Genomic DNA, 23628 nt, shown 5'->3' on the forward strand with positions numbered 1-23628 from the left:
GTTAGCGCTCCTCTCCCAGCTTCACCGCTTGATGAACCCGCAGTCTGCGGATATGGAACAGAAGCAGCACAGCGCCGGTCCCCATCATCACCAGAGTCACCACATAAAGCTGCAGAGTGTCCCGTCCCTCGAATACCACCCGGAAGGGAGGCACCTGCTTCTTCACATCCTCCGCCGTTTGCAGAAACGGCAGGTACAGGGTGCTGGCCAGCTTGCCGATGCCGATGCCCAGAACGATGGACAATCCCGCCGTAAACAGCTGCTCCAGCAGCAGCATGCCGGTCAGCTGTCGTTTTTTGAGGCCCATGGCCCGCAGCACGCCGAACTGCACCACCCGGCTGGAGAGGTTGAAGAACCAATACAGCAGATAGCCGATCAGCGACACCAGCACGGAGACCAGGAAGCCCAGGCTGAGAATCCCGAACACACCGCCTCTGGTGGGCTGTTTGCTCTCCCGGACCAGCTCGCTGCGCACATCCTTGATGGCGGTAACATCGATTTTGGCTTCCTGAAGCTTTTCGATAAGCGGCGCTGTTTTGGCCCCTTCCTCCATCTTGATCCATACATCATAGGGGATGGTATCCCCCTGGTCATAGATGTAATCCAGATTGGTAATCACAAAAGGCCGGTCGTCCGGATACTGGCTGGGCCAATAGGGCAGTACGCCCACCACCACCAGCTCCATGCTTTTCTGGTTGACGGACAGGCTCATCAGGTCTCCGGGCTTCAACTGATTCTTCTCGGCGAATTTATCCGGAATGATGGCCGCTTGCTCGTAGCTGCCAAGAAGATTCAGGTAGGCGTAAGGATGGGCAGGGAACAGGTCCCGCCGCATCCACGCCACACCGGCGAAATCTACATTGTCGATGGCATTCAGGTTCACCACTCCCAGGGACTTGCCCGAGGCGCTGAGATTGGCCCGGGTCTGCAAAACACGGGCGGTATGCTCCACTCCCGGCAGCTCCTTGAACACCTCATAAGGCGGCTCCACATACCGGATATTCGTCGGAAGCTCCGATCCGCCGCTGCCGGGATTGCCTCCCGGATTGCCCCCGGCGCCTCCGCCCGAGCCGGAACCGCCGCCGGTTCCTTGCCCGCCGCCGCTGCCTCCTGACCCGCCTTGGGAGCCGCCTTGGGAGCCGCCTTGGGAACCGCCGCCTCCCGTGCCGGAGCCGCCGCCCTGCTGGCCGGAATTCTGCCCCGGATTATAGACGGGCAGATCATCGGATACCGATTCCCACGCGGTGCTGATAATCACATCCGTACCGTACTGGTACATGGTCCGCTCCGTGGAATTGAGGTCGATGGTGCGGGCGGCGGAGGAGTTGTATACCCCCAAGCCCAGCGTCAGCGTAAGCAGCAGCATTAGCGGGTAATAAGCTCTGGCCGAGCGGGACAGCTGGGCCAGTGTCAGATAGATGGATACGGGGAAAAACCGTTTGCCAATCCCGTTGACGGCCTTCAGGATCAACGGGAACAGCCGCAAAAACAGAAGTCCCAGGGCAAAGATGGTCAGCGCAGGCACGAAAAACAGAAGCGGATGCACCTGGAGCTGATCGGACCCCAGACCCGTCTGCTGCGACAGAAGCTTATGCTCCCGGAACAGATACCAGCCGTAGCCGGACAGGCCCAGCAGGACCACATCCAAAAACCACTTTTGCCAGACGGGCCTGCCGTCCGCCCGGGCCAGCTGCTGCTTCAGCCCCACAATGGAGGAGCGGGCATACTGGATAGCGGGGATCAGGGTAGCGCCCATGGCCAGAAGCACAGCCGCCAGGCCGTACATCATGGTGGTGCCGTGAAAGCCCACCGGAATATTCTCCCGGTTGACGAAGGTCAGAAACCCGTTGGAGGAGCCGATGCTCTTGGCCATAAACCAGCCCAGAAGCGGTCCGGCAATCAGGGCGGCCAGCCCCAGCATCAGGCTTTCCAGCAGATAAAGCATAAAGATTTGCTTCGTGCTGCCCCCTCTGGAGCGGATCACCGCAATGTCGCTGCGCTGCCGCTCCAAGGACTGCCGGGAGTTCATGACGATGTAATACATCACCATCCCCAGCATAGGCGCCGCCAGCGTAAACAGGAGCACCTGCAGCTGGATGCTGTCCCGGCGGAAATCCTGAAGCATATCCGTGAAGGTGACATCCACCTTGGTGTCCTTCAGCTTCTGGTACAGGGTTACGTCCAGACGGGCCAGCTTCTTCTCCAGCGGAGCAATCTGGGAGGTGCTGATCTGGGTCATATCGAAGGCATAGAACCAGTTGGCCTGGTGAAGCGGGATTTTCATCTTCTGCAGGAGCTCGCCCCGAAAGAGCGTCTCCGGAACGACCAGGGTATTGAGCATCCCCTCGAAGCCCTGGAACCAGTAGGGGTCCGCTTCATCCAAGGGCTTGAAGGCCCCCGTAATCCGCACCTTCAGCGGCGCAATGCCCAACCCTCCGGAGATGGGATACGTAAATTCGTCCCCCACGTGAAGATCGTTGCGGAACATGGCCTCCTCCAGCACCAGCGCCTCAATCATGCCGTTCTGGATGGAGTCCTTGGGCTTTTGCCCGAAGCTCAGCTCCGAGCGGGCGTCCAGATCGGACATGGTGCCCACCGTCATTTGCCTGCGTTTGCCCGGATCGGTTTTGGCCGGGTCCACCGGGGTCACCTGGGCGCTCTTGATGGACATTACGCTGGCATACACCTCATGGGGCAGCGCAATATCCTCAGCCACATCCTCTCTTATGTATCGGTCAAGCTCTTCCACATCCGCATAGTCCGCCCTGTCCTGGCCCGCCGCCTGATAGCGCAGCACCAGGGAGCCGGGGGGCAGACCGCCGCTTTTCTCCTGCAGGGACTTGGCGATTACGCGCTTCAATGCCCCGTCGGAATACATGGGAATGCTGGTGACAAAAGCCACCGCCACAATCAGCCCCACCAGGGCACTGACGGTAAGCCACCGGGTATTCCACATTTTCCGCATAATAAAATGCAGCATGGCCATCATTTATCGACCTACAACTTTCTGCCCGGGCTCAAGCCCCTTCAGAATCTCCACACTGGTAGAGGTCTGCAGGCCCAGCTCCACGTCAACCTCCCGCTTGGCTCCCGATGCATCCACCACCTGGACATAGTTGCGCCCGGTAATGGTCCGCAGCGCGGAGGGCGGAATGGTCACTGCATTTTCCTTCTTCTGGACGACGATTTCCACGCTGAGCTGGGTTCCCCGGGACACCTGCTCCGGCATTTGGTCCAGCTCCACCACCAGATACTGGTCGATGGTTTCCTTTTGCGGCGTCTGGCCGTTGTAATATCCGCCATAATAACCGTTGTTGTTCTGATTCTGGGTGCTATTGGGATTGGGCAGCTGCTTGACCTTGCCCTTATGCTGGCCGACGGTGTTGATATCCGCCGTCACCTCCATGCCCACGGCAACCTTCTTCAGGTCCTCCTGGGAAATGGACGCCACAACCGTAAGCTGGGACAGATCGGCAATGGTAGCGATGGCCTCATAGGCCTTGCTGTTGTCTCCCTTGTTGCTGTACACGGCCACCACCTGGCCGGAGATGGGCGCGGTGATCTTCGCTCTGGCGATGGATTCCTCCAGGGTGACCAGCTCATTGCGCTTCAGCTCAAATTCAATCTTCGCCTGCTCCAGCTCCTCGGCGGTTTTGGTGCCCGAGTCCCGCAGCAGCTGAATCATCTTCAGCTCCTCGCTGCGGGTTTGCAGCTTCTTCTGCCGCAGATCGCTCTCCAGAGTGGCCACATCCAGCTCCGCAATCAGCTGGCCGGCCTCTACCTCATCGCCGGTTTTGACGTAAATTTCCTTGATGCGCTTGCCGTCATCCGAAAAATACACATCCTCCTCCCGGGAGGACATCAGTTTGCCGGAGCCTCTTACCTTGGTGGTCAGGGTCTCGGTTTTTACAGTATATTCCGGTTTTTTGGACAGCTTGGGCGGATTGATGGTAGGCAGCACCTCCTCCGCCTCCTCGCTGGGCAGCAGGGCACAGCCCGACAACGCGGTTACTGCCAGCAAAGCAGCAGCCGCAACAAGCGCCGATTTGCGGACGCTAGCCCTGAATCCGTCCGTCAACCATTTGGTAAACATGGTCCGCAACCTCCATTATTGTTGGATCGTGAGTCGTCATGCAGATGGTAACTTGCTCCTGCCGGATAATTTCCCGGAATACCGCCATAATCTGGGCGCCCATCTGGGAATCCAGCTCCGCGGTGGGTTCATCCGCCAAAAGCAGCACAGGGCGGTGGGCAATGGACTTGGCAATGGCCACCCGCTGCTGCTCGCCCCCCGACAGCTCGAAAGGGCGGTGATGCATACGCTTGGCCAAACCCACCAGCTCCAGACAATGCTCCACGCGGGTTTTCCAGCCGCTTCGGGGCACGCCTGCCATACGCAGTGACAATTCCACATTTTCGTATGCCGACAGGAGGGGAAGCAGCGCGTAGGATTGGAAAATGAAGCCCATTTCCTTGCGCCTGGATTCGGTGCGGTCCTCATCGCTCAGGGTATGAAAGGGCCTGCCCTGAAACAGGATTTCCCCTTCGTCCGGCTGATCCAGCCCGCCCATCAGATTCAGCAGGGTGGTTTTGCCGGAGCCGGATCTGCCCCGCAGCATAACCAGGCTATTGGCCCTGAGGGTCATATCGATCCCTTTAAGCACCTGCAGCTTGCTTCCCCCCACGTCGAAGCTGCGCACCACTCCCGAAATCACCAGGAGCGGGTCGACAACCTCCCGCGGCTCCGGCACATAGGCCGCCGCAGGCGGCGCAGGCTCCCCCTCCGACTTGGGCTTGCCTTTGCCGGGACGCAGCTTCCTCGCCATCCCTTTCAGCTTGCCGTCTTTCATCCGCTTTTCTTCCGCGGCATTGCTTTCGCCGGCTTCGGTTTGCTTATCCGGCTCTGTCATAATCTCCCTTTCCGGCTTGTCGATCAGACCGGTTCTTGCTTGCTTTCGGTTCGCCAACCACCCCATCCTTATACTCTCCCTATAAGTAAAATTCCCGGACTCATTACCGGACAGGCAATGATCCACACTTAATGAGACGCACAAAACTGGAACAAGGTTACAGGTTTTCGAAAAATATTTGTATATACACAAAAACCCGCGGCTTCCCGGAAGGAAGTGCGGGCAGTACGAAGCTGCATATTCAGGCGTCAGACATGCTTCTTGGCGAACAGAATGCCTACGGTGCCTGGACCGCAATGGCTGGAAATGACGCAGCCGGCATTGGTGACAATAACCTCGCTTTGGGGAAACTGCTTCTCCAGCTCTCCCTTGATCCAAGCCGCATTTTCCGCAGCCAGGGAATGGGTAACGAATATCCGTTTGGTGTCGATGGTCTCCCGTTGGGACAGCGCCCGCTCCAGCAGGCTTTGCGCCACCTTGTCCATCTTCCCGCGCAGCTTCTCCGCCACAATCATGGAGCCGTTCACCACCTTGATGACGGGATGAATCCGCAAAAGACTGCCGATAACCAGCTGGGTGCCGCTGCAGCGTCCGCCCTTGTGCAGATAATCCAAGGTGTCGATGACAAACTCCGCCTCCACCAGCGCCGTATCCTCCCGCAGCCGGGCGGCCAGCTCCGACAGGTCGTCCCATCCGGCCTTAACGTAGTCCACTGCCTTCATCACCGTCACGCCGATGGCTGTGGACAAATTGCGGGAGTCCACCACCTCGATGGTGCCCTCGGGAAATTCCCGGCTGGCAATCACCGCATTCTGGTACGTGGACGACAGCTCGGAAGAGATACTTATGTATACAATGCGTTTATCCTCACGGACAATGGTCTCGAAGGATTGGACAAAATCAGCAGGCGAGGGCGCGGCTGTTTTGGGGAGGCCCCCTTCCCTCTCCACTTTCTCATACAATTCGGCGGTGGTCATATCCACACCGTCACGGTATGTACGGTCTCCGAACACAACATGGAGCGGTATAATCCGGATGTTATGGTCACGGATCATTTCTGGCGTTAAATCACAGGTGCTGTCCGCAACAATTTGGATGGATGGCATGAATTATTCCTTCCCTTCTCCAGATCCGCGAGGGATCTGCTTCTACCACCCTTTCTATTATAGCGGCGCAACGGGGGCTTGAAAAGATAGGAAGTGGAACGGGCTGCGCGGGGGAACTGGCGGAGGCGGCAGCAGGCATATACCAAGCCGCTTCCCCCTGATTTCTTTAATGGTCATAATCGTAATTTCCGGGCGAAGATGCCCGTTTGATAGTTTCTTTCCGGTAGTTGTGCGGTGACATTTGGATGTTCTCCTTAAAAACCTTACTGAAATAGGATGCCGCAGAAAATCCGGTCTGCTCAGCGATTTTCTCGCAAGGATCATCTGTATTGGCAAGCAAATATTTGGCCCGCTCCAATCGGATATTCATTAATGCTTTTCCAGGAGTGACGCGGTACTCCTTGCTGAAGCTGCGTATAACGTGGGTTGGATGGCAATTGGCTACTTCAGCCATTTCTTTTAATGTTATATTTTTGGAATAATTTGCTTGGATAAACTGCATGACCATATGCGCGATTCGGTTGCCGGTAGAGTTATGATCGTTAAGGGTCAGATTGGAAAGCATATTTAAAAACAATTCCTGTTGACGCAGCTTGCTGCTAATAGCCGTTCCCGTCTTGCTAACCATGGAGCTTTGAAAATAACGGTTGATGGCTAACGATTCAAGATTTTTAAGTGAATTAAAAATATGCAGCGCTGCTTCCTTATTCAGCGTTTGGTAAATTGGTATGATCAGCAACTCCACCTGTATCTTTTGTTTTTTATGGCTTCGTGAGGAAACCCACTCTTTTGGAAAAGAATTAGCCATCCAAAAATGTTCTGTGGTCAAAAAATGCAACCAATGGAAATAAGTTTCTTCCTCGCACGCCTTATAAGAGCGATGGGTATGTTGGGGATGCAGTACCAGCACATCATTTTCCCTGACTTCGTACTTATTTCCGTTTTCCTCCATATATAGACAGCCACTTTCCACAAACAGAATATCAAAATATCCCATTGCAGACCGTTGGCGATGGAAATCGCCCGGACGAAATAAAGCATCACCCGCGTATACGAAAAATGGATACGGCGGTGATTCTATCAGAATATATTCCATAAATGAAGTTCCCTTCTGCTAATATTCTATTATCAGAATATCAACAGATAAAGACCATTTCAACATATTTTCTTTTTTCAAAAGCTAATATATTTAAATCCAAATTGCTAATATTTTTTAAATAATCGCTTATTCTATTGATTCACAAGAAAACCGAAATCTCTATAATTTAAAGGCAAGAATAAAATACTGGAGAGGGACGAATGGGAGCAGTATAAGACCGCTGGCTACCATGAAGGAGAAAATCTTGGGTTCGATACACCGTAAAATTGGAGGGACACATGTATGATCCTGCAAACAGAAGCGTTTAAAGCCTATATTGATCATTTCAATGCAAACGATGAAGAAACGGTTATCCAGGCGATTGACAACTCCTCCGCTTGGGACTGGCTATCTTCCAATATGCCGCTGTTTGAGTGCCCGGACAAGACGATTGAAGAAACGTATTATTTCCGCTGGTGGGTATACCGGAAGCATCTGAAAAAAACGGCGGACGGCTATATTGTCACGGAGTTTCACCCAACTGTACCATGGGCGGGCAAGCATAATTCCATCAATTGCGCCGTCGGACATCATTTGAATGAAGGACGTTGGCTGAAGAACAGCGCTGACTTCTTAAAGGATTATATTTTGTTCTGGTTTCGTGGGGGCGGAAGCATCCGTTCCTATAGCTCCTGGATCGTGGATGCCGTGTGGAACTATGTGAAAGTAAGCGGCGATTTCGCATTCGCCATTGAACTGCTTCCGGATTTCATCGCTCACTACCGGGCATGGATCACCTCACATTTGAATGGCAGCGGTCTATTCTGGTCGCATGATGATCGGGATGCGATGGAGCTCTCTATCAGCGGTTCGGGTCTGCGCCCAACATTGAATTCCTATCTGTATGCGGACGCTGCTGCCATCTCGAAAATTGCCGGGCTTGCCGGCAAGCAGGAAGTAAGAGAGGAGTTTGAAGGCCATGCAAGAAGGCTAAAGGAGCTTATTCAGACCAAGCTGTGGGACCCCCATGATGAATTCTTCAAGGTCATTCCCCTTGCAGCTCCGAAGTCCGATGCAGCTGTGTGGGATTTTGAAAAAATGGATAGAAGCACAAATGTGCGTGAACAAATCGGGTATATTCCATGGTATTTTCATCTGCCTGATCAAGGGTACGAAGCCGCTTGGAAACAACTGCTGGATACGGAGGGCTTCAGTGCGCCGTATGGTCCGACCACTGCAGAGAGACGGCATCCCAGGTTCATGTTTGAACATGCGCACGAGTGTCTGTGGAACGGTCCTTCCTGGCCCTTTGCCACATCGCAGACGCTGACGGCTATGGCGAATCTGCTGAACGACTACTGCCAAACATATATCAACCAAGAAGATTATTTGCAATTGCTGCGGACATATGCGGCGTCGCATTACCGTCTATGCGAAGACGGTTCCCGCGTCTGTTGGCTGGATGAGAACCTTGATCCTTTTACGGGCGAATGGTTGTCTCGACGCATTCTCGAGTCTTGGGGATGGCGGGAAAATAAAGGAGGAAGGGAACGCGGCAAGGATTACAATCATTCAACATTCAACGATCTGGTCATATCCGGTCTTGTCGGCATTCGGCCCCGCGAGGACGGGGTGCTTGAAGTCCGGCCGTTGGTGCCGGTTAATTCTTGGGATTACTTTTGCTTAGACAAGCTGGATTACCGCGGGCATACTGTAACGGTGTTTTATGACCGAGACGGGTCGCAGTATGGGAAAGGACCGGGTTTGCACGTTTTTGTGGATGGCATCGAATGTGGATTGGGCGAATTAGGCGGTCCTCCTTTAGAAATTCCATTGAACGCGGCAAAGCGGAAATTTTAGGCTGTCCGAAAATGGGAGAAACGCTAACGAATCTATGCATCACTATTTGCCTATAGGTGAGCATGTTTGAAATCTAACGAATCGTAGGATCGCTACTGGTCCGAATGTGCGCCGAAATGCGTTCAAACCGGCGAATAACGCGATATGGATTCGTTAGATTTTTTATCATGCCCGTTTTCGCGAAATAGCGTGAGATAGATTCTTTGCGCGCCGCTCCAGGTTTATCTCTACTGCCCAACGGCCTCCGCAAAGGTCGCGTCAAACGCTTTACTTCTTGCCGAACGCCTGGGGGTCCTTCCGCCAGGATTGGAGCAGCTCCACATCCGATTCCCGGACGGTGCCCTGCCGCACAGCCTCCTCGATCAGCGCCGTATAGTTGGACAGCGTGTGCAAAGGCATGTCCGCCTCGCCGAAGGTGGCCTCCGCCTGAGCCAGCTGGTAGGAGAAGATGGCTGCCACACCCAGGGCGTTGCCGCCTGCCTCATTCACTGCCAGCGCAGCCTTCAGGGAGCTTCCGCCGGTGGAGATCAAATCCTCGATGACCACCGTTTTGGCGCCTTCGGGAAGCCTTCCTTCGATTTGGTTCTTCTTGCCGTGGCCCTTGGCCTTGTCCCGGATGTAGATCATGGGCAGATTCATCCGTTCGGCCACCCAGGCGGCATGGGGAATGCCCGCTGTGGCGGTGCCCGCGATTATTTCCGCGTCCGGGTAATATTGGCGGATCAGCTGTACAAAACCGTCCGCAATCAGGCTGCGGATAGCCGGGTAGGACATGGTCAGCCGGTTGTCGCAATAGATGGGCGAAATAATGCCGGAGGTCCAGGTAAACGGCTGGTCCGGCTGCAGGGCCACCGCCTTGATGGCCAGCAGCTCCTTGGCGATTTGTCCTGCTAATACGTCCAGATTTCCAGTGGTAGACATGCCTTAGCTCAGCTCCTTCAAAATAGTTTCCAGCGCCTGCCGCGGATTGGCGGCAGCGGTAATGGGGCGGCCGATGACAATGTAATCGGTGCCCTGCAGAAAGGCCTCCCGCGGCGTCATCACCCGGGACTGGTCGCCCTTGTCGGCCCCTGCCGGACGGACGCCGGGAGTCACAGTAACAAATTCAGACCCAATCGCCGACTTGATGGCCGCCACCTCCAAGGGGGAGGCCACCACGCCGTCCAGTCCGGCGCTCCGGGTCAGGGACGCATACCGCAGCACCGCCTCCTCCACCGTCCCGGGAATGCCGATCTCCCCGTTCATCACCGCCTGGCTGGTGCTGGTCAGTTGGGTCACTGCGATCAAGAGCGGACGGGCTAAGGCCCCGGCGCTTTGACCGATGGCCCGTTCCATTCCTTCCCGGGCCGCCTCCATCATGGCCTTGCCCCCTGCCGCGTGAACATTGAACATATCCGCGCCCAGCCGGGTGATGCTTTCCGCGCCGCCTGCCACAGTGTTGGGGATGTCGTGCATTTTCAAATCCACAAAAACCTTGTAGCCCTGCTCCTTCAGGCTCCGCACAAAGCCGGGGCCCGCGGCATAAAACAGCTGCATGCCCACCTTCATATAGCAGGGAATACCCCGGAGTTGCTCCAGAAGTCCGGCCGCCGCTTCGGCAGACGGATAGTCCAGGGGAATGATGATCCGTTCGGCCATCTCCGCCGCTGTTTTTCCCTTTAGGGCAGCAGCCGGTTGTTGAAGTTCCGCCACGTGTTCAAACCTCCTTGGTATGGAATCGGGCGGCCCCCTTCAGGGGGAACGCCCTTCTTTCAAGACAGGAGCCCGGCGCGCCAATCCTTGAGGGGCGCCCGCGCCAATGGCGGAGGACGCACCCGGGACATGCGGGCAGGGCTTCTTATGTCAGCTCGTGTTTACAGCGTTACGACGTTGGCCGGCATGGGGCGGGAGGAGAAGTTGATGGCCTCCAGCGTATGCAGGAGCGCCCGCACCGTATCCAGCGAGGTCATACAAACCACGCCGTTCTCCACCGCCTCCCGGCGGATGCGGAAGCCGTCCCGCTCGGGGGTTTTGCCCTTGGTCAGGGTGTTCACTACAAAGTGGGCCTGGCCGTTGCGGATCAGATCGAGAATATTGGGCGATCCCTCGGAGAGTTTGTTGACCCGCTTCACCTTGATGCCCGCCTCCTCGAAGGCCAGAGCCGTGCCGCCGGTGGCCACAATGTCGTAGCCCATGGCGTAGAAGCCCTTCACAATCTCGATGGCTTCCTTCTTGTCGTTGTCAGCCACAGTCACAATCATGGAGCCTGTAGGCGGAATCTTCATACCGGAGCCTACCAGGCCCTTGTACAGCGCCTTGGCGAAGGTAATATCCCGGCCCATGACCTCGCCGGTGGATTTCATTTCCGGGCCGAGGGTGGTGTCCACCCGGCGCAGCTTGGCGAAGGAGAACACCGGCACCTTGACGGACACATATTCGTCCTCCGGCCACAGGCCTTCGGTATAGCCCAATTCCTTCAGGGTTTGGCCCATAATCACCCGGGTGGCCACGTTGGCCATGGGGATTTTGGTCACCTTGCTTAAGAAGGGCACTGTCCGGGAGGAGCGCGGATTCACTTCGATGACATACACGCCGCCCTTGTAGATGACGAACTGGATGTTCACCAGGCCCACCACGTTCAGGCCCTTGGCAATGCGGATGGTAATGTCCACAATCTGCTGCTTGATCTCATCGGACAGGGATTGCGGCGGATAAACGGCGATGGAGTCGCCGGAGTGGACCCCGGCCCGCTCCACATGCTCCATGATGCCGGGAATCAGCACGGTTTCGCCGTCGCAGATGGCATCCACCTCCACTTCCTTGCCCAGCATGTAGCGGTCGATCAATACCGGATGCTCCGGGTTGATTTTCACGGCGCGCTCCATGTAGTTCAGAAGCTCATTGTCGGAGTAGACGATCTCCATGGCCCGGCCGCCCAGCACGTAGGAGGGGCGCACCAGCACCGGATAGCCGAAGCGGGCTGCCGTGCCCACCGCCTGGTCCACGGAGGTTACGGTGCCGCCCGGAGGCTGGGCGATGTTCAGGCTGTTCATCAGCGCCTCAAACCGCTTCCGGTCCTCGGCGGTGTCGATGCTGTCCAGATCGGAGCCGAGAATGCGGACGCCGGCCTTGGTCAAGGGACCTGCCAGGTTGATGGCGGTTTGGCCGCCGAATTGGACGATAACGCCGATGGGCTTTTCCCGTTCGATAACGTTCATGACATCCTCGAAGAACAGCGGTTCAAAGTACAGCCGGTCCGAGGTATTGAAGTCCGTAGATACCGTCTCCGGGTTGTTATTGATAATCACCGCTTCATAACCGGCCTCCTGGATAGCCCAGACGGCGTGAACGGTGGAGTAGTCAAATTCGATGCCCTGACCGATCCGGATGGGTCCGGAGCCCAGCACCACTACCTTCTCCTTGGCGGTTTCGGTTACCTCATCCTCTATCTCGTAGGTGGAGTAGTAGTACGGCGTGGTGGCCTCGAACTCGGCGGCGCAGGTGTCCACCATCTTGTAGACAGGCTTCAGCCCCAGCTCAAGGCGCAGCGCCCGCACATCCGCTTCCTTCACGTAGGATTGGCAGCCTGCCTGTGCCCTGATCTCGGCGATGGCGCGGTCGGTGAAGCCCATGCGTTTGGTTTCCCAGAGCAGCTCGCGGGTCAGCTCAGGCTGGGCGATTTCCGCTTCAAAGCGGATCATTCCTTGCAGCTTGGAGAGGAACCACCAGTCGATTTTGGTCAGCTCCTGAATCTGCTCCAGTGTATAACCTCTGCGGTAAGCCTCGGCGATCAGGAACATGCGCTCGTCGTCGGGGCGCTTCAGTCTGGTTTCCAGCGCCTCTGTCTCCAGGGCGTCCGTTCCCTTCAGGAAGAGGCGGTGGACGCCGATTTCCAGGGAGCGGATGGCCTTGTGTATGGATTCTTCGAAGGTCCGGCCAATGGCCATTACCTCGCCGGTAGCCTTCATCTGGGTGCCCAGCTTGCGGTTGGCGGAGATGAACTTGTCGAAGGGCCAGCGCGGAATTTTGCTGACGATATAGTCCAGGGTCGGCTCGAAGCAGGCATAGGTTTGGCCGGTAACCGGATTGATGATTTCATCCAGGGTGTAGCCAACGGCAATCTTCGCCGCCATTTTGGCGATGGGATAGCCGGTTGCCTTGGAGGCCAGGGCGGAGGAGCGGCTGACCCGGGGGTTTACTTCGATGACATAATATTGGAAGCTGTGGGGGTCCAGGGCAAACTGGACGTTGCAGCCGCCTTCGATATTCAGCGCGCGGATAATCCGCAGCGACGCGGTTCGGAGCATTTGGTACTCGCGGTCGGACAGGGTTTGGCTGGGAGCCACCACGATGCTGTCGCCGGTATGTACGCCTACCGGGTCGAAGTTTTCCATGTTGCAGACCACGATGCAGTTGTCGTTGGCGTCCCGCATGACCTCATACTCGACTTCCTTCATGCCGGCGATGCTCTTCTCCACCAGACATTGGCCGATGGGGCTGTAGCGGATGCCGGAGCTGACAATCTCGATCAGCTCTTCCTCGTTGGTGCAGATGCCGCCGCCTGTGCCGCCCAGGGTATAAGCGGGGCGGATAATAATGGGATAGCCGATTTCATTGGCAAAAGCAACTGCCTCTTCCACCGTCGTAACAATGGCGGAGTCCGGCACCGGCTGCTCCAGCTCCCGCATCAGGTCGCGGAACAGGTCCCGGTCCTCGGCCTTCTCGATGGCGGAGAGCTGGGTGCCCAGGAGCTTCACGTTCTCCCGCTCCAGCACTCCGGCCTTGGCCAGGGCTACCGCCATGTTCAGGCCGGTTTGGCCGCCCAGGGTAGGCAGAAGGCCGTCCGGCTTCTCCGTGCGGATGATATTGGTGACGAAGTCCAGCGTAATCGGCTCGATGTAAACCTTGTCCGCCATGTTGGTATCGGTCATGATGGTGGCCGGGTTGCTGTTGATCAGCACCACCTCCAGCCCCTCCTCCTTGAGGGCCTGGCAGGCTTGGGTGCCGGCATAGTCGAACTCCGCCGCCTGGCCGATGACGATGGGGCCGGAGCCGATGACGAGAATCTTTTTGAGGGAATTATTTTTGGGCATACTGGAGATCTCCTTTCACTTCAGAGGCTTCTTCCTTCTGTTTCAGCGCCGATGCCGCCACCATGGCCGCCTGCTGCGGCACGTAGGGCTTGGCTGCCTTGAAATCGCGGATCATCTCCAGGAATTCATCGAACAGGTAGCTGGAATCGAAGGGGCCGGGAGCCGCTTCCGGGTGGTACTGGACGGAGAATGCCGGATATTGGGTGTGGCGCAGGCCCTCGATGGTTTTATCATTGTTATTGATATGGGTAATTACAAGGCCCGTTCCCTCCACCGACTCCTCCTTCACCGTGTAGCCGTGGTTCTGGGAGGTGATGTAGCAGCGGCCGCTGGCCAGCTCCTTCACCGGATGGTTGCCGCCGCGGTGGCCGAACTTGAGCTTCTCCGTGTCCGCGCCGGAGGCCAGCGCCAGCAGCTGGTGCCCCAGGCAGATGCCGAAGATGGGCAGCTCGCCCAGCAGAGACGCGATGGTTTGGGCCGCATGGGGCACATCCTTGGGGTCCCCGGGACCGTTGGAGAGCAGCACGCCGTCGGCGCAGAGCTTGCGGATCTGCTCGGCTGTGGTGGTATGGGGCACCACAACCACATCGGCGCCGCGTTTGGTCAGCTCGCGGATAATCCCGCTTTTGGAGCCGTAGTCCACTACCACGATGCGCTCCTTGGTGCCGGGGCAGCCGAAGACGCTTTTGGTGGAAACCCGGTCTACCTGGTCGCGGAGAAGCTGGGCCACGCCCAGGCGTTCCTTCAGTTCTTCCAGCGATGCGTTGGAGGTGGTCAGGAGTCCCTTCATGGTGCCGTGATGGCGCAGGATGCGGGTGAGCATCCGGGTGTCGATGCCGCTGATGCCGGTAATGCCGTAATCCTTCAAGAGAGTGTCCAGGGTGAACTGGGCCCGCCAGTTGCTGGGGGTTTCCTCATGATGGCGCACCACAAAGCCGTGGATAAAAGGGCGCATGGACTCGAAGTCGTCGCGGATAATGCCGTAGTTGCCGATCAGAGGGTAGGTCATGGTCACGATCTGGCCGCAGTAGGACGGATCGGACAGCACCTCCTGATAGCCTGTGATCCCTGTATTAAACACGACCTCGCCGGTGGATTCCCCGGTTGCGCCGAAGGCTTTGCCCGTAAACAGCGTGCCGTCTTCCAAAAGCAGTCTCGCCTGAACCTGCATGGTGATCTCTCCTTATATCGCAAAATGTGGAGCATTGTTTATTCATGTATGCGTCTGCCATCTGGCCGCCCTTCGTCGGACAGGCCCCTAGCGGCGGGCCGCAGCCTGCTCATCCTGCCAGACCGTCTGTCCGGCCACCATGGTCAGCACCGGCCAGCCGGCCAGCTTCCAGCCGGTGAACGGCGTGTTCCGGCTTTTGGACAGGAACTCGTCCGGGTCTACCGCGGCACTCCGGTCCAGGTCCACCAGCACCAGATCGGCGGCGGCCCCTGCCTCAAGCCTGCCCTGCTCCAGCCCAAACACCTCCGCAGGCTTCCTCGTCATCCGCTCCAGCAGGAACTCCAGGGTCCAGCGTCCCGTCTGCACAAACTTGGTATACAAGAGCGGGAAGGCAGTCTCGAAGCCCACAATTCCGAAGGGGGCCTTCTCCAATCCCTTGGCTTTCTCCTCGGGGCTGTGGGGGGCATGGTCAGTGACGATAATGTCCAGCGTCCCGTCCTCCAGTCCGGCCAGGACCGCTTCCACATCCCGGGGCGTCCGCAGTGGCGGGTTCATTTTCCAGTCGGCATCCAAGCCGGGAATATCCTCATCGGAGAGCACCAGGTGATGGGGGCAAACCTCTGCGGTTACGTTGATGCCTACGGCCTTGGCCTGGCGGATCAGCCGCACGGACTGCTCCGTGCTGACGTGGCAGACATGGTAGTGGACGCCGGTGGCTTCCGCCAGCAGAATGTCCCGTCCCACATGGATGGCTTCCGATTCGTTGGGGATGCCCTTCAGACCGTGTTTGGCGGCAAAAGCTCCCTCGGTCACCGCCGCCCCCTCCAGAAGGGAATCGTCCTCGCAGTGGGCCACCACGGTCATGCCCAGGCTTTGGGCCAGGCGCATGGCGTCCTTCATCATCTTGGAGTTTTGGACCCCTACGCCGTCATCGGAGAAGGCTACCGCTCCCGCTTCCTTCAGCGCGGCAAAATCCGTCAGCTCCCGGCCCAGCTCCTGCTTCGATATGGTGCCGTAGGGCAGCACCCGCACGCCGTTGCCTTCTGTCCGGGCTTTTTCCAGAATCAGCTTGATGGTCTCCGGATTGTCTGTCACCGGCCGGGTGTTGGGCATGCAGGCAATGGTGGTAAAGCCGCCTCTGGCTGCCGAACGGGTTCCCGTGGCAATGGTTTCCTTATGCTCAAAGCCGGGCTCGCGCAAATGGGTGTGCATGTCGATGAAGCCCGGCGCCACCAGTCTGCCGCCGGCGTCGATAACCTCGTCGCCCGCTCCCGGTCCGCTCCACACCCCGGCTGCCGCATCCTCCACCCGGGCGATGACCCCCTGCTCGATATATATCCGCTTCTCCGCCAGCTCATTGCCTCCGGTGCAGACCTTGCCGTTTATGATCCAGGTTCCCATGTTGGCCTCCTCACTGTTTTTTCCGCTTCCTGTTGCCGCCGCTTTCGTCCCTTCAGCCGCCCAAGCTCATCGCTTGTATGAATATACAATATATCGTATAAAAATAACGCCAATCGCAAAGATTATACAATTTATGCAGGAGATATACAAGACTTCTCTTTTTTATTGTTAAAGCCCTTACGACAGCGCCCGCTCAATGACCGCCATGCGGATCGGCACGCCGTTGGCCATCTGGGGAAAAATCCGCGACTGCTCGCATTCCACCAGCTCATCGTCAATCTCCACATTCCGGTTCACCGGCGCAGGGTGCATAATGATGGAATGGGGCTGCAGCCGTTCCGCCCGCTCCACCGTAAGCCCGTATTGCTCCCGGTATTCCGCCGCCGAGTTGAACAAGCCGTCCTCGTGGCGCTCCAGTTGCACCCGCAGCATCATCACCACATCCGAAAGGAGAGCCTCATCCATGCTCACATACGGGGCAAATTCCGCCAGCTCCGGAGCCTGCATATTGGGCGGCGCGCAGAACTTGACACGGGCCCCCAGCTCCTGCAAACCCCAGAGGTTGGAGCGGGCTACCCGGCTATGCTTCACATCGCCGATAATCGATACCGTCAGCCCCTTCAAGTCGCCGAACTGCTTCTTCATTGTATAGAAATCCAGGAGCGCCTGGGTGGGATGCTCGTTGTTGCCGTCGCCGGCATTAATCAGGGGAATCTTCACCTTCTCCGCCAGCGCCTGCAGCACTCCCTCCGGCTTCATCCGGATGACCCCCGCGTCGATGCCCATGGTTTCCAGAGTCCGCACCGTATCGTAGATGGACTCTCCCTTTTGCACGCTGGAGACCGCCGCGGCGAAGTTCAATACCTGGGCGCCCAGCCGCTTTTGGGCCATTTCAAAAGAGAAGCGGGTTCTGGTGCTGTTTTCGAAGAACATGTTAGCCACAAATTTTCCCTGCAGGATGGATGTGGCCTTGGCCGGGTACTGCTCCCAGAATACGGCCCGGGTCAGAATGGCGTTGATCTCCGAGGCGGGAACCCCCTTCAAGCCCAACAAGTGCTTCTCCGTCGCCAATTGAATCATGATTGCTGCCTCCTTTGAATGATGACCTGATCTTTGCCGTCGATCTCCGCCAATTGCACTTCCACCGATTCCAGCCTGGAGGTGGGTACATTCTTGCCTACATAATCCGGACGGATGGGCAGCTCCCGGTGTCCCCGGTCCACCAGCACAGCCAGCTGGATCATTTCCGGACGCCCGCAGTCCATCAGGGCATCCATGGCCGCGCGGACCGTCCGCCCCGTATACAGCACATCGTCGCACAAAATCAGCTTTTTGCCCTCTATGGACAGATTGTCCGCTTGCATTCTCGGCGGAGCCACGCCGCGGCGTATATCGTCCCGGTAGGAGCTGGCGTCCACCTCTCCCACGCCGATGGGGACACCCTCGATTTCCTGGATGCGCTCCGCAATCCGCCTGGCCATATAAATCCCTCTTGTACGGATGCCGATGAGCATGCTGTTGTCCACTCCCCGGTTGCGCTCCAGAATTTCATGGGCAATCCGGGTCAGCGCCCGTCTGATCGCCGTCTCATCCAGCAGCACATGCTCCTCTTGCATGAGCATCATGATCTCCTCCTAGTGTTTATCATTGGGGCACAAGAAAACCCCTGCCGCTAACGGCAGGGGTGAGTTGATCAGGTCAGATTCCGTCTATATGCCCGCAGAAAAAGACAGGTGAATCCATAACCGGATACAACCATCCTTCGCGCACACAACTTGACAGACGGAGCAGCGCTCCATCCTCGAAATCGTTCACCTTGCCAGTCTCACGGGACTGTCCGTTAAAGGTGCTATTTGGTTAAAAGAATTATCCCATGTTCGACAAAAGAAGTCAAGGGCGAAGATGCTTTTCCATCCATTGAACTCTCCCCCACTTAGCTGCACTTGAAGTGGGGGATTCTTGCGAACAGAGGAGGACTCTCCTCTTTTTTAGCAAGCGATCCCTGCGGTTCCCGCAGTTCAAGGTAGGGCGCTGCTAGATGGCGGCGCACTTGATATTATGGGCCGCGTTCTCATCTCGATCATGAGCGGTTCCACAGGTCGAACATGTCCATTCCCGGATCGATAGATTCTTCACCTCAGGATGGACCGTGCCACATACATGACAGTGGTGACTGGTCGGTTCAAACCGGTCCGCCACCCGAAGCGTTCGGCCGTACCAGGAAGCCTTGTACGTGAGCTGACGGACAAATTCGCCCCATGATGCATCCGCGATGGATTTCGACAGCTTCGGATTCCGGAGCATGTTCACCACGCCCAGATGTTCGATGCTGATCGTTTGGTTTTCACGAATCAGCTTCGTCGTCAGCTTGTGGAGAAAGTCATGTCGAGTATTCGCGATGTGTTCATGGATTCGCGNGCATGTTCACCACGCCCAGATGTTCGATGCTGATCGTTTGGTTTTCACGAATCAGCTTCGTCGTCAGCTTGTGGAGAAAGTCATGTCGAGTATTCGCGATGTGTTCATGGATTCGCGCCACTTGTCGTTTGGCCTTCTTATGGTTCGCCCCACCTGGAGTGCGACGGGCCATCCGCCGGTTTGCCCGTGCCAGCGCCCTCCGCCTCCAGAGTCCATTTGCGCCACCATTCGTAAATGGGAGGGTTTCCGGTAAAGCCGGGGATATCCGGCTGGGTCTGTTGGCAAAGCGCATACAAGCTCCGCTCCGCCGCTTCTCCCGCACAGACAGCTTCAAGAGGGAAGCCTCCACCCCCTCCGCCCACTCTTCTCTCCGGCGGCTTGGCAGCAAATGATTAAAGTAAAAATTTCCAGATGCATACCTCCTCCTTTCCAACCTACCCAACTATTTGCGAAACTGATTCAACTATTTGCGGAACTGAGAAGCCCTTATGCTGTAGAAAATGCCCGGGCCAAGCTGCTAAAGGAACTCAAACGACCTTATTAGCTCAAATCGGGGGCAGTAGGGTCAAAAAGGCCGCCTCTCCCCCAATAGCGGTCTCTCAGTTCCGTTAAAAAGCAAAAACCCCCGATTTTGGCCTGTAAGGGTCGCTGAGTTCCGTTCCGTTACAACTCAACTGGGATGCCCCCATACCCCCGCCCCGCGGAAGCCCTAAAAAAGAAAAAACAAGCCCTCCTGCAAAAAGGAGAGCTTGTCTCGTATAGAGGAATGGCAGGCCTTTAGAAGCGCAGGTTCTGGAAACGTTCCACAGCCTTTTCGGTATTTTCGCGGCTGCCGAAGGCGGTCAGGCGGAAGTAGCCCTCGCCGCTTTGGCCGAAGCCCACGCCCGGCGTGCCCACAATATGGGCCTGGGTCAAAAGCTTGTCGAAGAATTCCCAGGAGCCCATGCCCTCCGGAGTCTTCAGCCAGATGTACGGGGCGTTGACGCCGCCGAAAACCTCGATGCCCAGAGCGGCGATGCCCTCGCGGATAATCTTGGCGTTGGTCATGTAATATTCCACCAGCTTGGCGATTTGCGCCTTGCCCTCCGGAGAATAGACGGCAGCTGCGCCCTTTTGGGTAATGTAGGAGCAGCCGTTGAACTTGGTGGTCTGGCGGCGGTTCCACAGCTCGTTGACCACTACCGGGTTGTTGTCCTCGTCATAGGCCAAGAGCTCCTTGGGCACAACGGTGTAGGCGCAGCGGACGCCGGTAAAGCCGGCGGTTTTGGAGAAGCTGCGGAACTCGATGGCCACTTCCTTGGCGCCTTCGATTTCGTAGATGCTCCGCGGCACATCCTTCTCCTGGATGTACGCCTCATAGGCGGAATCGTACAGGATCACGCACTTGTTGGCGCGGGCGAAGTCCACCCACTTCTTCAGCTCTTCCTTGGAAAGAGTCATGCCTGTGGGGTTGTTGGGATAACACAGGTAGATCAGGTCCACTTTTTTATCCGGCAGAGCGGGAATAAAATGGTTGCCTGCATGGCAGGGCAGATAGACGATGTTGGAATAGCGGTTCAGATCCTTGACGTATTCGCCGCTGCGCCCCGCCATTACATTGGTATCCACGTATACGGGATAAACCGGGTCAGTTACGGCCACTACACTGTCCAGGCTGAAAATCTCCTGGATATTGCCCACATCGCATTTGGAGCCGTCGCTGACAAATACTTCGTTGGCCTTGATGTCGATGCCTCTGGCTTGGTAGTCATTTTCGATAATGGCGTTAAGCAGGAAATCGTAGCCCTGCTCCGGGCCGTAGCCGCGGAAGCTGGAGGCCTCCGCCATCTCGTTGACAGCAGCGTGAAGCCCGGAGATGATGGCCTCCGGCAGCGGACGGGTTACGTCGCCTATACCTAAGCTGATGACCTCGGCATTGGGATTTTCGCCGATAAACTTCACCCGGCGGCGGGCAACCTCCGCAAACAGGTAGCTGCCTTGCAATTGTTTATAATTCTGATTAATCTTGGCCATGGATAGCTTGATTCCTCCTGGTTCTCTTGTGCTTGCTCTGCTTCCTTTAAGCTACCGAAAAAATGAGGCAAAATCCATGGATCGAGAGTTGTTTCCTTTGCACTTTTCTCCGGGGAGCCCTAACTCATCCGCAGACGCTCCAGCAATTGGCGCATATCCTCCGGCAGCGGGGCGGAAAATTCCAGATACTCGCCGCTCACCGGATGGACAAAACCCAGCACAGCCGCGTGCAGGGCCTGGCCCTTCATCTCCTTGTCCCGGCTTTTGCCGTAGAACGGATCGCCTACCAGGGGATAGCCGATATATTTCATATGAACCCGGATTTGGTGGGTCCTGCCGGTTTCCAGCTTCAATTCCAGCACCGAAAACTCCTTCAACCGTTCAGTTACCGTAAAATGGGTGACGGCATGGCGGCTGTTTTTTTCGGTAACGGTAAACAGCTTCCGGTCATAGGAATCCCGTCCGATAGGGGCATCTACTGTGCCCATGTCATGCGGGACCACACCGTGAACCACTGCGATATATTTGCGGGTAACCGTATGATCCTTCAGCTGTTGGGCCAGGGACTGGTGGGCCTGGTCGTTCTTGGCGGCCATAATCAGCCCCGAGGTATCCTTGTCAATGCGGTGGACAATGCCGGGGCGCAGCTTCCCGTTGATCCCGGACAGATCCTTGCAGTGATGAAGCAGACCGTTCACCAGGGTGCCGGTATAATGGCCTGCCGCGGGATGAACCACCAGCCCCCGGGGTTTATTGACCACGATGACATGGCTGTCCTCATACACAATGTCCAGGCCCATCGGCTCGGGGGCAATTTCCGTCTCCTCCAGCTTGGGGACCGTTACCGCAATGATGTTGCCCTCCGCAACCTTGTAATTGGACTTCACCGCAAAGCCGTTGACCAGCACATGGCCGTCCTTGATCCAGTTCTGGATTTGCGTCCGGGACACTACCGTGTCCATGGATTCATTCACATATTTATCGATACGCTGGCCGGCGAATTCAGACTCCACCGTCAACGCCAGCTCTCCGGATTCCTCCTGAAGCTCGTCCAGCTCCTCTGCCTCTTCCGGAAAAGGGCTGTCCAGCCCTTCTCCTCCGTTGAACTCTTCTTCCAAGCGGCCATCCTCCTCAACTAATGCTTACGATGCCGGCGTTGCCTTGCGGCAAAGCCCTCAGGAAGCTTGTTCCCCGTTTTGCCGTGTTGCCCGCTTTTCCTTGCGCCATTCGATCAGTGTATCCAAAAAAATCAATCCCACACCCAGCACAATGGCGGAATCCGCCAGATTAAAAATAGCGAAGGTGTAATCCACATGTTTGCCGAACCACTCGAACTGGAAGCGGAATTGCAGGAAGTCCACCACTTCCCCGAACAAAGCCCGGTCGATAAAGTTGCCTGCAGCCCCGCCAAGCAGAAACCCAAGGGCGGTGGGCAGAAGTTTTTTGCCCGCGCGGATGGTCCGGAGCAGATACCAGATCAAACCGGTGAGAATGATTACTGTAATGGACACGAAAAACCAGCGCTGTCCTTCCAGAATGCTGAAGGCCGCGCCAGTGTTCCGGTGGGAGGTAATCGAAAAAAACTCGCCGATCACCGATCTTGTTTCATACAGATCCATCTTATTGACGATGATCCATTTGCTGGCCTGGTCCAAAACCAGCACCACAAAGGCAAGGATAAAATACAGCAAGGAAAAACCCTCCCTTAATAACTTCCGTTCATCCCTGTCATCCATGCACACAACCTGCATGTTCGCTACCCTAAACTTTTCCTTGCGAGAAAAGCCTTCTTGCTACACAAACTACCGGTAAGACATGTCCAGAAAGGAGCCCTTCCTTTGAACCATCTCAGCGCCACACAATTGGATACCCTGCGCCGCCAGCTCCTCCGCGACAAGCAGGAGCTTACGAACCAGCTTCGGGAGAGCGACCAGTTCGGCCTTCGCGATTCCCTCCGCGAGGGGGTCGGCGAGCTTTCCGCATACGACAATCACCCGGCGGACCTGGGAAGCGAGGTTTTTGAACGGGGCAAGGACTTGGCCCTGGCGGAACAGACGCAGCATCATCTGGCAGATGTGGAACGTGCTCTGGCCGATATGGATGCCGGGATTTACGGCATTTGCAAGGCCAGCGGCGAGCCCATTCCCTTCGAGCGGCTGGCAGCTATGCCCACGGCGGAGTTCACTGTGGACCACACCCCGCCCAAACCTCACTTCAACCGCCCGATAGAGGAAGAATTTCTGCAGCCTCCTTTTGGCCGGACCAGTCTTGACGAGCGTGCCGATGAAACCGAATTTGACGGGGAGGATGCCTGGCAGATCGTTGAATCCTGGGGCACCTCCAACACCCCGGCCATGGCCGAGAGCCCTCAGGTAGAGAGCTATGAGGAGATGGAAATTGAAGCCGATGAGCAGGTGGGCTATGTGGAGCCTATCGAAAGCTTCCTGGCCACCGATATTTACGGCCGGCATGTGACGGTTGTGCGCAACAAGCAATACCGGGAGTATATGGATAACGGAGAGGGCGAAGGGCTTCTGGAGGAGGATACCGCAGCGCAGGATGAGCTTTGACCGGTGCTTCCACCGGGCATCTGCCTTAT

At 56.8% G+C, this 23628-nt stretch carries 18 protein-coding genes and 1 pseudogene; 2 read left to right on the forward strand and 17 right to left on the reverse strand.

The window, feature by feature from the left end; all coding sequences use genetic code 11:
* Position 1: 1 nt before the first annotated feature.
* The 5 genes from DQG13_RS05730 to DQG13_RS05750 form a co-directional block, all read right to left on the reverse strand.
* Entirely contained in the window at positions 2-2986 is a 2985-nt protein-coding gene (locus DQG13_RS05730) for an ABC transporter permease (RefSeq protein WP_113018833.1), read from the reverse strand.
* A gap of 3 nt (positions 2987-2989) precedes the next feature.
* Positions 2990-4093 (reverse strand): efflux RND transporter periplasmic adaptor subunit, encoded by a 1104-nt coding sequence (locus tag DQG13_RS05735; protein WP_113018777.1) that lies wholly within the window; start codon positions 4091-4093, stop codon positions 2990-2992.
* Positions 4056-4976, reverse strand: a complete 921-nt coding sequence (locus tag DQG13_RS05740; protein WP_397333934.1) for an ABC transporter ATP-binding protein — start codon at positions 4974-4976, stop codon at positions 4056-4058. The genes DQG13_RS05735 and DQG13_RS05740 overlap by 38 nt, the downstream gene beginning before the upstream one ends.
* A 182-nt stretch (positions 4977-5158) precedes the next feature.
* Complete coding sequence (locus tag DQG13_RS05745; RefSeq protein ID WP_113018778.1) at positions 5159-6016, reverse strand: DegV family protein; 858 nt, start codon at positions 6014-6016, stop codon at positions 5159-5161.
* Between the two features lie 166 nt (positions 6017-6182).
* Positions 6183-7112, reverse strand: coding sequence for an AraC family transcriptional regulator (locus DQG13_RS05750; protein WP_113018779.1), 930 nt, complete (start codon positions 7110-7112; stop codon positions 6183-6185).
* A 285-nt stretch (positions 7113-7397) separates the two neighbouring features.
* Here DQG13_RS05750 and DQG13_RS05755 point away from each other — a divergent pair, with 285 nt between their 5' ends.
* Positions 7398-8954 carry an MGH1-like glycoside hydrolase domain-containing protein gene (locus DQG13_RS05755; RefSeq protein WP_181592600.1) on the forward strand — a complete coding sequence of 519 codons (1557 nt, stop codon included), beginning with the start codon at positions 7398-7400 and terminating at the stop codon, positions 8952-8954.
* Between the two features lie 267 nt (positions 8955-9221).
* Here the strand turns inward: DQG13_RS05755 and pyrE are convergent, their stop codons facing one another.
* From pyrE to lspA, 12 genes and pseudogenes are all read right to left on the reverse strand, one after another.
* The gene (gene pyrE / locus DQG13_RS05760; protein ID WP_113018780.1) at positions 9222-9875 is read right to left on the reverse strand and encodes an orotate phosphoribosyltransferase; all 654 of its coding nucleotides are present in this window, start codon (positions 9873-9875) and stop codon (positions 9222-9224) included.
* A 3-nt stretch (positions 9876-9878) separates the two neighbouring features.
* Positions 9879-10592: an orotidine-5'-phosphate decarboxylase gene (gene pyrF / locus DQG13_RS05765; protein ID WP_113018835.1), complete on the reverse strand. Its 714-nt coding sequence runs from the start codon at positions 10590-10592 to the stop codon at positions 9879-9881.
* A 215-nt stretch (positions 10593-10807) separates the two neighbouring features.
* The gene (carB, locus tag DQG13_RS05770; protein WP_113018781.1) at positions 10808-14026 is read right to left on the reverse strand and encodes a carbamoyl-phosphate synthase large subunit; all 3219 of its coding nucleotides are present in this window, start codon (positions 14024-14026) and stop codon (positions 10808-10810) included.
* The gene (gene carA / locus DQG13_RS05775; RefSeq protein WP_113018782.1) at positions 14013-15197 is read right to left on the reverse strand and encodes a glutamine-hydrolyzing carbamoyl-phosphate synthase small subunit; all 1185 of its coding nucleotides are present in this window, start codon (positions 15195-15197) and stop codon (positions 14013-14015) included. The genes carB and carA overlap by 14 nt, the downstream gene beginning before the upstream one ends.
* An 87-nt stretch (positions 15198-15284) precedes the next feature.
* Complete coding sequence (locus DQG13_RS05780; protein ID WP_113018783.1) at positions 15285-16598, reverse strand: dihydroorotase; 1314 nt, start codon at positions 16596-16598, stop codon at positions 15285-15287.
* A gap of 177 nt (positions 16599-16775) precedes the next feature.
* A complete protein-coding gene (locus tag DQG13_RS05785) occupies positions 16776-17678 on the reverse strand; it encodes an aspartate carbamoyltransferase catalytic subunit (protein ID WP_113018784.1) in 903 nt (300 codons plus the stop codon).
* Positions 17675-18220: a bifunctional pyr operon transcriptional regulator/uracil phosphoribosyltransferase PyrR gene (pyrR, locus tag DQG13_RS05790; protein ID WP_113018785.1), complete on the reverse strand. Its 546-nt coding sequence runs from the start codon at positions 18218-18220 to the stop codon at positions 17675-17677. Before pyrR ends, DQG13_RS05785 begins: the two co-directional genes overlap by 4 nt.
* 412 nt (positions 18221-18632) lie before the next feature.
* Positions 18633-19010, reverse strand: a pseudogene (locus tag DQG13_RS05795) (RNA-guided endonuclease TnpB family protein); the annotation flags it as partial.
* A complete protein-coding gene (locus DQG13_RS31805) occupies positions 19003-19308 on the reverse strand; it encodes a transposase (protein ID WP_397333940.1) in 306 nt (101 codons plus the stop codon). The pseudogene DQG13_RS05795 and the gene DQG13_RS31805, both read right to left, overlap by 8 nt.
* Positions 19309-19793: 485 nt before the next feature.
* A complete protein-coding gene (locus tag DQG13_RS05805) occupies positions 19794-21029 on the reverse strand; it encodes an LL-diaminopimelate aminotransferase (protein WP_113018786.1) in 1236 nt (411 codons plus the stop codon).
* Positions 21030-21148: 119 nt separating this feature from the next.
* Entirely contained in the window at positions 21149-22117 is a 969-nt protein-coding gene (locus DQG13_RS05810; protein WP_113018836.1) for an RluA family pseudouridine synthase, read from the reverse strand.
* 87 nt (positions 22118-22204) lie between these two features.
* On the reverse strand, positions 22205-22720 hold the full coding sequence (lspA, locus tag DQG13_RS05815; RefSeq protein ID WP_113018787.1) for a signal peptidase II: 516 nt from the start codon (positions 22718-22720) through the stop codon (positions 22205-22207).
* A gap of 147 nt (positions 22721-22867) precedes the next feature.
* On the opposite strand from lspA, the gene DQG13_RS05820 reads away from it, so the two are divergent.
* The gene (locus tag DQG13_RS05820; protein ID WP_113018788.1) at positions 22868-23599 is read left to right on the forward strand and encodes a TraR/DksA C4-type zinc finger protein; all 732 of its coding nucleotides are present in this window, start codon (positions 22868-22870) and stop codon (positions 23597-23599) included.
* Positions 23600-23628 lie beyond the last annotated feature (29 nt).

The sequence above is a fragment of the Paenibacillus sp. YN15 genome, assembly GCF_003285005.1.
Taxonomy (GTDB): domain Bacteria; phylum Bacillota; class Bacilli; order Paenibacillales; family NBRC-103111; genus Paenibacillus_AR.